A 12,873-nucleotide genomic window follows, 5' to 3' on the forward strand; every position below is an offset into this window, starting at 1 on the left:
TTGACGAGAACCCTTGACAGCGGAAATCACCCGCACGAGGCGGGTGATTTCCGGTCAGAACTATCGGCCCGCGGACTACTTGGAAGCGGAAGCTTTTTTCGCCGCGGCCTTCTTGGTGGTGACCCCGTCCGCGGTCTTGGCCGCGGCCTTCTTCGCCGCCGCCTTCTTCACCACCGTGGTCTTCGACGCCGTAGCCTTCGCCGCGGTCTTCTTGGCCGCGGCCTTCTTCGCGGGCGCCTTCTTGGCAGCGGTCTTCTTCGCGACCTTCTTCACCGGCCCGCGCGCCCGCCGATCCGCCAGCAGCTCCGAGGCACGCGCGTCGGTGATGGACTCCACCGCATCGTCCTTGCGCAGGCTGGCATTGGTCTCACCGTCGGTGACGTACGGCCCGAAGCGGCCGTCCTTGATCACCATCGGCTTCTCCGAGACCGGATCCACACCCAGCTCACGCAGCGGCGGCGCACTGGCCGACTGCCCGCCGCGCCGCTTGGGCTCGGCGTAGATCTTGAGCGCCTCCTCCAGCGTGACCGTGAAGATCTGATCCTCACCGGTCAGCGACCGCGAATCGGTGCCCTTCTTCAGATACGGCCCATAGCGGCCGTTCTGCGCGGTGATCTCCTCATTGGAGGCCGGATCGACACCCACAACACGCGGCAGCGACAACAACTTCAGCGCATCATCGAGCGTAATGCTTTCCAAATCCATGGATTTGAACAGCGATCCGGTGCGCGGCTTCGGCGCGACCGCCTTCTTCGCACCCTTCTTGGCCTCGGGCTCCGCGGCCGGTTCCGGCAGCACCTCGGTCACATACGGACCGAAACGTCCTTCCTTGGCGACGATTTCGTGCCCGCTGACCAGATCGATGCCGAGCGAGCGACCCTCCTGCGGAGTCGAGAACAGCTTCTCCGCGACATCGAGTGTCAGCTCGTCCGGCGGCAGATCATCGGGCAGATTGGCGCGCTGCGAGATCGAATCGCCCTCTGGGTCATCAGGATTGATGACCATGCGCTCCAGATACGGACCGAACTTGCCGACCCGGACAACCACATCGCGGCCTTCTTCATCGGCGAAAAGCTTGATCGAGTTGACCTCGCGGGCATCGATACCGTCGAGCCGCTCGCTCACCATCTTCTTCAGGCCGCCGGAGCGTGCCACCGAACCGTCGGCGCCGTCGTCACCGCCGAAGTAGAAGCTGGACAACCAGTTTCCGCGTTGGGCGCGACCACCGGCGATGGCGTCGAGATCGTCCTCCATGGCCGCGGTGAAGTCGAAGTCCACCAGCCGGCCGAAGTGCGACTCCAGCAGGCCGATCACCGCGAACGCCACCCACGACGGCACCAGCGCACTACCGCGCTTGTACACATACCCGCGATCGAGAATCGTCTTGATGATCGACGCGTAGGTGGAAGGACGCCCGATACCGAGCTCTTCCAACGTCTTGATCAGCGACGCTTCCGTGAAACGCGGCGGCGGATTGGTGGTGTGCCCGTCCGGCGCCAGCTCGATGGCCGTCACCGCCTGGCCCTCGGTCAGCGCCGGCAGCCGGGATTCGGCGTCATCGGACTGGCCGCCCGCCTCCTCGTCGACACTCTCCACGTACGCCTTCAGGAAGCCCGCGAAGGTGAGCGTGCGACCGGACGACGAAAACACGCACTCCTCACCGGTATTCGCGACACCGGTGATGCGAACGGTCAGCGTGGTGCCGCGCGCATCGACCATCTGCGAGGCCACCGTGCGCTGCCAGATCAGCTCGTAGAGCCGGAATTCGTCATTGTCGACCCGCGAATGCAACTGCCCCGGGGTGATGAAGACATCACCGGAGGGACGAATCGCCTCGTGTGCCTCCTGCGCGTTCTTCACCTTGCGGGTGTACTGCCGCGGCGTCGGGCTCACATACTCCGCGCCGTACAGCTGCGTGGCCTGGGCCCGCGCCGACTGGATGGCCGACTCCGACAGCGTGGTCGAGTCGGTACGCATGTAGGTGATGTAGCCGTTTTCATACAGCCGCTGCGCGACCCGCATGGTGCGCTCGGAGGTGAAGCGCAACTTGCGCGCGGCCTCCTGCTGCAGCGTCGAGGTCATGAACGGCGCATACGGCTTGCGGGTATACGGCTTGGACTCGACCGAACTGACCGTCAGCGCCTCGCCCTGCAGCGATTCCGCCAGCCGCTGCGCGTAACCGGCGTCCAGCACCGTGACACCCGAGGACTTCAGCTGCCCATCGGCGCCGAAATCGCGACCGGTCGCCACGCGTGCACCCGAGACGGTGACAAGACGGGCGCCGAAGACCCGCGGATTGCCCTCGCCCTGATCGCCCGCGTCCAGCTTGGCCGCAATATCCCAGTACTCGGCGGAACGGAACGCCATGCGCTCCCGCTCCCGCTGCACGATGACGCGCGTCGCCACAGACTGCACCCGGCCCGCCGACAAGCGCGGCATGACCTTCTTCCACAGCACCGGTGAAACTTCGTAACCGTAGAGCCGATCGAGGATGCGGCGCGTCTCCTGAGCGTCGACCAAATCCTTATCGAGGTCGCGCGTGTCGGCGGCCGCGGCGAGGATGGCCGGCTCGGTGATCTCGTGGAACACCATGCGTCTGACCGGGACCTTGGGCTTCAGGGTCTCCAGCAGATGCCACGCGATGGCTTCGCCCTCGCGGTCGGGGTCAGTGGCGAGATAAAGTTCGTCGGCGTCGGCGAGCAGGCTTTTCAGCTCTGCGACCTTGGCCTTCTTATCCGGGCTGACCACATATATGGCCTCGAAGTCATGGTCGACGTCGACGCCGAGTCGGGCCCACTGCTCGCCCTTGTATTTGGCAGGCACATCCGCCGCACCTCGCGGCAGATCCCGAATATGCCCGACCGACGCCTCGACTACATAGCCGCGGCCCAGGTAGGGCGCGATTTTCCGGGCCTTTGTCGGCGACTCGACGATGACGAGACGACGCAGGGGCCGACCCTGGTCGGGCGCTGCCTTGGAGTTCGGCGCTGCACCGCGGTCTCGTGTTGCCACCGGCGAACACACCTTTCCTGTCGATCCGCGCTGCGTCGTTGTCATGTCACGGCGCGCGATACGCGGCTGGGGCAAAGTGGCTGCGATTACTGATTATCGCTGCCAGCAACGTTTATACCGTGTTCAGAGGCTCGGCCTCGGTCGCAGCGACGATATGGCCCCGGGTTGTGATCGAGTGTAGTGGGTCCGGATATGGCTCGTCCCCCACCGCCGTGTGGCGATGGGGGACGGATACCTAGATGGGTGAGCCCGCTCAGGCGAGCGCGCGAACACCGGTGGCCTGCGGGCCCTTGGTGCCCTGGCCGACCTCGAACTCGACCTTCTGGTTCTCTTCGAGGGTGCGGAAGCCCGAACCCTGGATCTCGGAGTAGTGGACGAAGACGTCAGCGGACCCGTCCTCGGGCGCGATGAAGCCGAACCCCTTCTCCGCGTTGAACCACTTCACAGTTCCCTGTGCCATTCTGTTCCTTCTCTTTCCATACCGGAACGGTAGACAAGTAGGTTCGTCCACCGGGTCCGTTGAGACCGCTGTACTCTGTTCCCCCTGCAGGAAAGCCATCAGTACACCGTTCGCAACATCGATCCTGCTTGATGGTTTGGACTTTAGATCCGTTCCCTCGAACACAGAAGCTTGCGACCAGGAACCAGTGAACCATGTCCGCGAGCAATTCAACAGCTGAGTTACCCACAATTTGCAAAAAAGTTGATCTTGCGAATGCGCAGGTGAGGGGCATAATGCCCAAATCCGTACTCGAAGTAGGTTTGCTTCCGGATAACAGAGCGAGCATCCGGCAAACCCCCTGCGACACAGGACGCTACTCTGTAGTGAAATGGCAGGTAGAGGACCAGACATACACACGTTTCGCACCCCACACGCCCAGCAAGGCGGCCTGACCATGATTCCGGCGAACCCCGCGAGCGTTCTGGGAAGCCCCCACGACACCAGCTATGGCCAATCGTTGCTGAATCGTGTCCTTACCGGGGCAGGAGCTGGCGACACCCGTCTCACCCACGTCGCAGAGTTGCCGCCACGTGCGGCTCAGGTCACGAATTGGCCCGAATGGGCGTCTTCCGAAGTAATAGCCGCGGTGCGTGCTGTGGGGGTGGAAGCACCGTGGATTCATCAGACGCAGGCCGCCGACCTGGCCGCGGGGGGACGTCACGTCGTCGTTTCCACGGGCACCGCCTCCGGCAAATCGCTCGCCTACCAGCTGCCCGTACTTACCGCGCTGCAGCAGGACCCCCGGGCCACGGCCCTCTATCTGGCGCCCACCAAAGCGCTCGGGGCCGATCAACTGCGGATGGCCACCGAGCTGACCAGCCACGATCCGCTGCGCGGCATTCATCCCGCGCCTTATGACGGCGATACGCCCACCGAAATAAGGCAGTGGGTGCGGGCCAATTCCCGCTGGGTCTTCACCAATCCGGACATGCTGCACGTCGGAATGCTGCGATCACATCAGCGCTGGGCCCGGCTGCTGCGGCAGCTGAAGTACGTGGTGGTCGACGAATGCCATACCTACCGGGGCGTATTCGGGTCGCACGTGGCGCTGGTACTGCGGCGGCTGCGGCGGCTGGCGGCGCGATACGGGGCCGACCCGGTGTTCATCCTGTGCTCGGCCACCACCGCCGAACCGGCGGCGACGGCCTCCCGGCTCATCGGCGCACCCTGCGTCGCGGTCACCGAGGACGGGTCGCCGCAGGGCTCTCGGACGGTGGCGCTGTGGGAGCCGCCGCTCATCGGCGGGGGTGTGACCGGGGAAAACGGTGCGGCCGTGCGGAGATCGGCCGGGGCGGAGGCCGCCGAGATCATGGCCGACCTGGTGACCGAGGGGGCGCGCACGCTCACCTTCGTGCGGTCCCGGCGTGGGGCCGAAGCCATTGCCATGGATACCCGGCGGCTGCTCGCCGACGTCGACGCCACGCTGCCGGAACGGATCGCGGCCTACCGGGCCGGTTATCTGGCGGAAGATCGGCGGGCGCTCGAAGCGGCGCTGTCGGAGGGGTCGCTGCTGGGTGTGGCCACCACCAATGCCCTCGAGCTGGGCGTGGACATCGCGGGGCTTGATGCTGTGGTGGTCGCGGGATATCCGGGCACGGTCGCCTCGTTCTGGCAGCAGGCCGGGCGGGCCGGGCGGCGCACCCAGGGGTCATTGGTGCTGCTCATCGCCCGTGACGACCCGCTGGACACCTATCTCGTGCATCATCCGGAGGCGCTGCTCGGGCGGCCCGTCGAGGCCACCATCACCGATCCGCACAATCCCTATGTGCTCGGCCCGCACCTGCTGTGCGCGGCCATGGAACAGCCGCTCACCGATGCCGAGGTGCTCGAGTACCGGGCTTGGGAATTGCTCTCCGACCTGGCCCGACAGGGTCTGATCCGGCGGCGGGCGGGGGTCGGAAGGGATGGGACCGCACGCTGGTTCGTCACCGCCGACGCCCATCCCCACGATGCGGTGGACGTGCGCGGCGGCATCGGCAGTGCGATCGCGGTGGTCGACGGGGAGAGCGGGCGCATGCTCGGCACCACAGATGCCGGACGGGCGCCGGCCACCCTGCACGAGGGGGCCGTCCACCTGCATCAGGGCGAGAGTTATGTGGTCGATGAGCTGGACCTGGAGGAAGGCGTCGCGCTCGTGCACGCCGAGACTCCGGGCTGGACCACCAGCGCCCGGGCCGTGACGACCGTCGAGGTCGAGGAGATGACCGAATACGAGACATATGGCCAGGTCACCATTGCTTTGGCGCAGGTGCTGGTGACTCGGCAGGTGATCGGATACCTGCGCCGGCTGCCCAGCGGTGAGGTCCTGGACATGGTGCCACTGGAGCTGCCCGCACAGATCCTGCCGACCCGGGCTGTCCTCTATACAGTCACGCCGGACCTGCTGTCGCGTGCCGGAATCGACCCCAGGCAGGCGGCGGGGGCGCTGCACGCGGCCGAACACGCCGCCATCGGCATGCTGCCGCTGGTCGCGACCTGCGATCGCTGGGATATCGGCGGGGTATCGACCGCGGAACATCCCGATACCGGGCTGCCCACCGTATTCGTCTACGACGGGCATCCCGGGGGCGCGGGTTTCGCCGAACGCGGGTTCGCACGGCTGCGTCAGTGGCTGACGGCGACGCTGGCGGCCATCGAATCCTGTGGCTGCGGTAGTGGCTGCCCGTCCTGCGTACAGTCTCCGAAGTGCGGAAACGGCAATAATCCGCTGGACAAGACGGGTGCGGCGCGCCTGCTGACCGCAGTGCTGGCAGCCCTCGGCGATGGTGACGGGGACCACACCGAACCGTGATCGGGGCGTCGCCGGAGCGAGGCCGGAACGCCATCCGGCCGACCTGCCGGTACCAGGACGTGAGGGGTACGAGGCAGCGTGGCGCACGACTCGTAACGAGTCATGCACAGCGCACCTGATAGTCGAATAAAGAGGGATGTGATCCGGTTAACTGCGCAGTTGCCCCGTTCGATAATGTCGATCATGCATTTACCAGTGCATTTAGTCGATTCCACGTTTTGGAACGAATAGGAAAGTCATGGGCGGAGAAAACTATTCGCCTACCACTTTCATCCAATATCGACATTGATCGACACGCAGTGTGGTGCGCGCCATCCATTCTCTAACCAACCGCTCAGTACGAGATAGTTGCATTGGGCAAGTAGTCCTCGCTATTGCGGCTACTACTACTGCCGCGAGTACTACACGTCCTCTCCGATAGGTCCGGCCCGGGCCATAGCGCGCACCGATCGCGTACCCAGTGGACCGAGCGCCATTCGCGCTTCGACCGTGATCGTCACATCCCACTCCGCCACGGTGCACCCGACAATCCGCACTCCCATTCGGCGCGCGATCTCCTCCGCTCGCGTGCAACCCGCCGCCGTGCCACGGTCCAGCCCGGCGGCCGCGGCCAGTGCGGCGAGGTCCGCCGCGGACTGCGCGCGGTGACGGCCCGCCACCGCCACCCCGACCTGTGCCACCAGCACCGTGAGGGTCAGCAAAGCGAGCAACGCCACACATGCGACCACCGTCACTCCCCCTGACTCATCGCCCGCGTCCCGCGCGCGGGGCCCGCCACAACGACCGCGGCGCCTCATCGCGGCTCGCCGGGTTCCCGCGCCGACACGGCCTCCGCGCGCAAGGTCAGCGGTAGCAGTGGGGATCGGACGCTCACCGAGGCCACCACCAGCTCGCCGTCCGTGCGGACAGTGATCACGGCACTCGGGGGCGCCATTCGCCGGGCAGCCGCTGCGGCCCCGGCACTGTCGCCGCGGGCTGTGAGGCGGGCCGCCTCGCGCGCGGCATCAACACAGCGCACCTGTGCCGATACCGCGAGCAATGCGCCTATGCAGAGGACCAGCACGGCGACCAGGGCTGCCAGGGCGATGGCGGCCTCGACGGTCGCCATGCCCCGGTCGCCGCCGCGAAAAGGCGGCCGGGACAGTGCGGCGGGCGAGCCTGCGCTCAGCCGGTCGAGGTCTTCAATGCCTTGTCGATGATCTTGGTCAGGGCGTTGACGATGCTGTCGCCGGTCACCACCGCGTACAACACGGCGCCGAACGCCGCGGCCGCGATCGTCCCGATGGCGTACTCGGCCGTACTCATGCCCTCCTCGCCGACCGCGACGAGGAGCAATCGCTCGCGCAGGCCCCAGCTCAGGCTTCGCACCGAAGATCGCACGATCTCTCCTCTCCTCACTCCGATGCGGCCGATCCGCATCGGCACAGTTGCCGTTCACAGCAGGCCTCCGCCCAGGACATGGCCGGCCAGGCCGATAACCACCGGCACGATCCCCAGGCATACGAAGGCCGGCAGAAAGCACAGACCGAGAGGCCCGCCGATCAGGACGCCGGCGCGTTCGGCCCGTGCGGCGGCCACATCCTCGACCGCTCCCCTGCGCTGCTCGGCCAATTCGGTTACCGCGGAGGCCAACCCGGCCCCCGAACGCGCCGACCGGCGGGCCATGCGCGCGAGTGCGGCCACTCCGTCGTCACCGCACCCGGCGGTGGCCTGCTCCCACGCCGTCACCGGATCCGCCCCCAGCGCAAGCAGATCCGCTGCTCGTCGCAACACCGAGGTCAGTGGTTCCGGGGCGCCCGGCGCCACGGCGCCCGCCGCTGCCGCCGCGGGCAGGCCCGCGCGCAGGCAGGCCGCGAACAGGTCCAAGGTGCCCGCCACACCCAGCGGATCAGGTGCGGCCCGAACGGACTTGGCACGCACCTCAGGATCTCGCTCCCGTAGGCCGCGCAATCGCTGTGCAGCGGCAATACGCCCCGGCAGCAGCACCAGCGCGAGCGCGGTGAACAGCAGCGACCACGAAAGGCTGTTCATCGCAGCGCCTTTGCGGTGATGGCGTCGGTCCAGAGCAGACCGGCGCAGGTGAGGGCCGCTCCGAGCGGAAGGAGATAGGCGCCGGCCGGAGACAGGAAGAGCACGTGCACCGGAGCTGCTCCCATCAGTTGACCGAGTGCGATACCGAGCAGGGGCAGCAGGGCGAGCACAGCGGCGGTCGCGCGGGCACCCGCGAGCGCGGCTCGGGTGCGGTCGCGGAAGCGCTTGCGGCCCAATAGGTCCAGCCGGGTCGCCGTGAGCAGCTCCGCGAGTGCCAGCCCGTGCCGATCGGCCACCTGCCAGGCTTCGCCGATGCGGGCCAGCTCCTGCGGGATCGCGGTTTCCGAGCGACGAAACGCATCGGCCCCCGATCCCCCCAGACGGCTGCGCGCGGCGCTCACCGCAAACGCGTGCGCCACCGGACCAACGGTCTCGTACGCGGCGACTTCCGCGGCCGCACTCGGATGCGCACCGATCCGCAGCTCGCCGATCACCGTCTCCAACCCCTCCAGCAGCTGCGCACTCTCCTCCCCTCTCACACGTTCCCGCCCCGCCCGCCGCCGGCGCAGTCCCAGCGTCCCCACCACCAAAATCGCGGCAAACAGCGGACCGACGCCGACCACGAGCGCCGCAGGCAGTCCCGCCACCACGGCCAGCCGAACTGCCCGGCCCACCCCCGGCTGTCGAATCTTCCTCGCGCACCGAAACAGTCGGGCGAACCTGCGACGGCCCGCCGGATCGGGAACCACCACCAGTGCGAGCGCGAGACAGCCGAGTATCGAACCCCAGTGCCCGACAATCGAAGTCATCGGTCACCGCTCTCGGCTGCTCGCGGCGGACCCTCCCGCCGCGACACACAACCACTGCGCCACCCATGACGTAGCCCTGGCGGCTGACTGTGACGCCACTGAAACAACTTGCCGCACCGCTGATCCCGCCCGGAACACTGATCCTCAGCGCAACAGCCCGGCCTTCTCACCTCCGGCACGGCAGGCCGAGGCTCCGGCCCCGACGACGCAGTCATCGACCGCTCCCCTCGCCGACAGGCCGCCCGCAGGAGTCGCTGATCGGACAAACACAGACCAGCCCGGTGGGCGAGGCACTCGATCGACTCTGCTGACAGGGAGTGAAAACATGCAGCGGCAGTGCGTCATCGAGCCGTCCGCCACCGGGCCGAACCGGCAGCGGCGGAAGACCGTCATCAGCTCCCGCCTCCCCCGCGGCAGCGAGCGGAGATCGAGCCACCTCCGCCGAACCGGAGTCAGCTGGAAATGCGGCAGTCATCAAGGTGTCCTTTCGTCGAAGAGTGAGCACGAGCCGCGACCGACGCGGCGATCATCAGTGCCGGAATGCGGCCGTCGCCCAACTGCTTTCGCCGCAGCCGTAGCAACTTCGGACGCGGCGACCACGGGATCTCCTTTCGTGATGGCAGCGGGTAGGGAGGCTGCGACGGACGCAGTAGTCGCGAAACTTCCCGTTCGTTGAGAAGAGGGACGAGCGAGGCGACGGCGGACGGCACGGCAATCGGGGTGCCTTTATCGGGGGGACCGACGAGCGAAGCGGCGGCCGACGTCACGTCGCTGGGCGCCCTTCATGGAGGAGACCGGCGAGCGAGGCGACGGCAGGCATGACGGCATTGGGTTGCGCCTCGCTGAGGAAGTTGGTGAGCGAGGTGGCGGCGGACGTCGTGGTCATGGGGTGGTTCTTTCGTCGAGGAGGTCGGTCAGGGCGGCGGACGCGGGGGTGGGGCGGGGGTCGGCGGACCAGGCGGGGGTGATGTGGACTCGGCCGGCGGTGGAGGTGACCAGACCTATTTCGCGGAGGGTGCGAGTGCCGTCGGGGCGGCGGTGGACGTGCAGGACCACCTGGATGGCGGCGGCGAGTTGGCTGTGCAGGGCATCGCGGCTCATACCGCCCAGGGCGGCCAGGGCTTCGAGGCGGGCGGGGACCTCGCGGGGTGAGTTCGCGTGCACCGTGCCCGCGCCGCCGTCGTGGCCGGTATTCAGTGCGGTCAGCAGGTCTGCGACTTCGGCGCCGCGCACCTCGCCCACGACTATGCGGTCGGGGCGCATGCGGAGGGCCTGGCGGACCAGGTCCCGGACTGTCACCTCGCCTGCACCTTCGACATTGGCGGGGCGGGCGACCAGGCGGACCACGTGCGGGTGGGGCGGGGCCAGCTCCGCGGCGTCCTCGACGCAGATAATGCGTTCGGCGGCATCGACCTTGGCGAGCAGGCCGGAGAGCAGGGTGGTTTTGCCCGCGCCGGTGCCGCCGACCACCAGGAAGGCGAGGCGCGCGCGAATTATGCGCTCCAGCAGGGCTTTCGCCTCGGCGGTGACCGCGCCCGCGGCGGCCAGCGCATCCAACCCCTGCGAGGCCGGGCGCAGTACCCGCAGTGAGAGACAGGTGCCGCCGTGCGCGATGGGCGACAGCACCGCATGCAACCGGACACCGAACGAATTACCCAGGGCCGCTTCCGTTCCGGTCAGCCGGCCGTCCACCCACGGTTGCGCATCGTCGAGCCGGCGCCCCGCCGACAGGGCCAGCCGCTGCGCCAAACGCCGCACCGCAGCCTCGTCCGGAAATCGCACCGAGGCCCGTCGCAGCCCGTGCCCCCGATCCACCCACACCGCATCCGGTGCGGTGACCAGCACATCGGCCACCTCCGGATCGTGTAGCAGCGGCTCCAGCACTCCCGCCCCGGTCATCTCCGTCTGCAGCAGCCGCAGCGCCCGCAGCAGATCCGTATCCCCCAGCACCCCACCGGCTTCGGCCCGAATAGCCGCGGCCACCTGTGCCGGATCCGGCTCGACCGCCCCCTCCGCCAACCGCTCCCGCACCCGATCCAGCAGATCCGCCGTCACCAGCGCACTCATCGCGACACCCCCGAATACCCGCTGATCGGCATCCGCCGCGCCCGCGCCACTCGCGCGCCCCTGCCAACCGGTAAGCGCCGCACCCGGGACCTACCGGCAGGCTCCCCAACCAGCGACCGCCACACCTGCTGCCCGCCCGCAGATGGCCCGAACAGCCAGCGATCCACCAGGGGCCTACCCGCACGCGGGCCGACCGGCAACCGATGCGCCCGTCGCGTATTCACGCACTTCTGCGGCTGCGGAGCCCGCCCGAACACAGCACGACCTGCGATCGTATCCAGGGTGCATTCACGTGCTTGCCGCACGAGCAGATCGGTGGGCGGTCGAGAGCAACGGGAGAGATGGTCTGCTGAGTACTGGGCTGCTGAGGCAGGCGTTCCGCGCAGGCGCGGTTCGCCGCCGAGGCCTTCGAGCTCGGGCCGGTGGGTCCGGGTCATCGGTACGTCCCGGTGAGGGCGGGGGTGCTGATTCGTCTGGACGGCAGGGGATTACGGGGAGTTGACGGGGCGCTGGCGCGGTGAGTGTTCGAGACCAGGGCCGTGAGGACGGATTCGGCCGCCGTACGGAGGGGGCCCCGGCGCGGAAGGATGAGGGGGCCGCGTTCGAGGGATTGGGAGAGGGCGGGGTGGGATGGGACTGCGGACAGGACGGGGAGGGCCAGGGTCTCGGAGATTTCTCGGGCCCGGAGGCCGCCCGGGGAGGGGCCTCGGATAATCAAGCGCACATGGGGATTTCGGCTGATGAGGTGAGCAGCTACGGATTCGGCCGCGGCGGTGGCGCGCAGGCGGGCGGGGGTGATGAGGACTATCAGGTCGGCGGTGTCGAAGAGCCGGTCGGTATGCGGGCCGCGTTCGGTGGACAAGTCGCAGACCACCAGATCGCCGGCGGCGCGGCCCGCCTCGACCACGGCATGCAGGGCGACGGGGCTGAGTTCTGTTGCGGCAGGCCCTCTTCCGCAGGAGAGAACGGCCACGCCCGCGGCGGCGGGGAGGGCGGCGTGCAGGGCCGCGGCGGAGACGCGGCCGTCTTCGATGACGAGGTCGGGCCAGCGCAGACCGGTGGTCCTCTCCAGTCCGAGGAGCAGGTCGAGACCACCGCCGTGCGGAGCGGCATCCACCAGCAGCGTGTGATCGCGGAAGCGTTCGGCGGCGGCGAGTGCCACGGCGGTTGCCAGGGTGGAGGCGCCCGCGCCGCCGACGGCGCCGGCAATGGCGACCACCGCCCCGCCGCCGCTGCCGCGCTGGTCGTGGGCGGCGAAGGCGGCGATCAGGGCATCCGCCTCGGCCGGCAGCGGAAGCACCTGCTCGGCACCGATTTCGGCGGCCGCCCGCCAGTCGAGCAAATCCGGCTCCCCGTCGGTCACCAGCAGAATTCCGGTGCGGCGTGGGGAGTCGGCGGATGCGCAGCAACGTGCGGCAGCGGAGTCGAGCACGACCACCGAGGCCGCTGTCCACGCGTGCCGGCCGAGTGGCGGAGTTCGTTCATCCAGTGGACGGTCGGCGGCCGCCGCAATGCGCCGGACCTCGTCTCGCAGTCTGTGATCCGACACCAGGGCGAGGGCTCGGAATGAAGCATCGGCTTGAGAGTTCATGCAGGTCAGCGTCACCCAAACGAGCAAGCGCCGAAAGAGCCTCAATAGCGATTGTGGATAACACGCGGCC

At 68.1% G+C, this 12,873-nt stretch carries 11 protein-coding genes; 1 reads left to right on the top strand and 10 read right to left on the bottom strand.

The features are described 5' to 3' along the window. Positions 1–75 precede the first annotated feature (75 nt). Positions 76–3,012 (bottom strand): type I DNA topoisomerase, encoded by a 2,937-nt coding sequence (gene topA / locus OG716_RS29555; RefSeq protein WP_405133817.1) that lies wholly within the window; start codon positions 3,010–3,012, stop codon positions 76–78. 253 nt (positions 3,013–3,265) lie between these two features. After that, on the bottom strand, positions 3,266–3,472 hold the full coding sequence (locus OG716_RS29560) for a cold-shock protein (RefSeq protein WP_297626431.1): 207 nt from the start codon (positions 3,470–3,472) through the stop codon (positions 3,266–3,268). A gap of 436 nt (positions 3,473–3,908) precedes the next feature. On the opposite strand from OG716_RS29560, the gene OG716_RS29565 reads away from it, so the two are divergent. Continuing rightward, positions 3,909–6,305 carry a DEAD/DEAH box helicase gene (locus tag OG716_RS29565; protein ID WP_405133818.1) on the top strand — a complete coding sequence of 799 codons (2,397 nt, stop codon included), beginning with the start codon at positions 3,909–3,911 and terminating at the stop codon, positions 6,303–6,305. 401 nt (positions 6,306–6,706) lie between these two features. Here OG716_RS29565 and OG716_RS29570 read toward each other — a convergent pair whose 3' ends face one another. The 8 genes from OG716_RS29570 to ssd all read right to left on the bottom strand — a co-directional run bounded on the left by OG716_RS29570 (position 6,707) and on the right by ssd (position 12,803). Next, positions 6,707–7,102 carry an Rv3654c family TadE-like protein gene (locus tag OG716_RS29570; RefSeq protein WP_405133819.1) on the bottom strand — a complete coding sequence of 132 codons (396 nt, stop codon included), beginning with the start codon at positions 7,100–7,102 and terminating at the stop codon, positions 6,707–6,709. After that, positions 7,099–7,413 carry a TadE family type IV pilus minor pilin gene (locus tag OG716_RS29575; protein ID WP_405133820.1) on the bottom strand — a complete coding sequence of 105 codons (315 nt, stop codon included), beginning with the start codon at positions 7,411–7,413 and terminating at the stop codon, positions 7,099–7,101. Before OG716_RS29575 ends, OG716_RS29570 begins: the two co-directional genes overlap by 4 nt. Before the next feature lie 56 nt (positions 7,414–7,469). Then, a complete protein-coding gene (locus OG716_RS29580; protein ID WP_405139990.1) occupies positions 7,470–7,703 on the bottom strand; it encodes a DUF4244 domain-containing protein in 234 nt (77 codons plus the stop codon). A 36-nt stretch (positions 7,704–7,739) separates the two neighbouring features. Continuing rightward, a complete protein-coding gene (locus tag OG716_RS29585) occupies positions 7,740–8,336 on the bottom strand; it encodes a type II secretion system F family protein (protein ID WP_405133821.1) in 597 nt (198 codons plus the stop codon). Continuing rightward, a complete protein-coding gene (locus OG716_RS29590) occupies positions 8,333–9,145 on the bottom strand; it encodes a type II secretion system F family protein (protein WP_405133822.1) in 813 nt (270 codons plus the stop codon). The genes OG716_RS29585 and OG716_RS29590 overlap by 4 nt, the downstream gene beginning before the upstream one ends. Positions 9,146–9,908: 763 nt before the next feature. Next, positions 9,909–10,031 (bottom strand): hypothetical protein, encoded by a 123-nt coding sequence (locus OG716_RS29595; RefSeq protein WP_405133823.1) that lies wholly within the window; start codon positions 10,029–10,031, stop codon positions 9,909–9,911. After that, positions 10,028–11,212 carry a TadA family conjugal transfer-associated ATPase gene (locus OG716_RS29600; RefSeq protein WP_355130106.1) on the bottom strand — a complete coding sequence of 395 codons (1,185 nt, stop codon included), beginning with the start codon at positions 11,210–11,212 and terminating at the stop codon, positions 10,028–10,030. Before OG716_RS29600 ends, OG716_RS29595 begins: the two co-directional genes overlap by 4 nt. A gap of 433 nt (positions 11,213–11,645) precedes the next feature. Further along, positions 11,646–12,803, bottom strand: coding sequence for a septum site-determining protein Ssd (gene ssd, locus OG716_RS29605; protein ID WP_405133824.1), 1,158 nt, complete (start codon positions 12,801–12,803; stop codon positions 11,646–11,648). Positions 12,804–12,873: the final 70 nt, after the last annotated feature.

The organism is Nocardia sp. NBC_01388 (assembly GCF_045040085.1).
Classification (GTDB): Bacteria; Actinomycetota; Actinomycetes; order Mycobacteriales; family Mycobacteriaceae; genus Nocardia.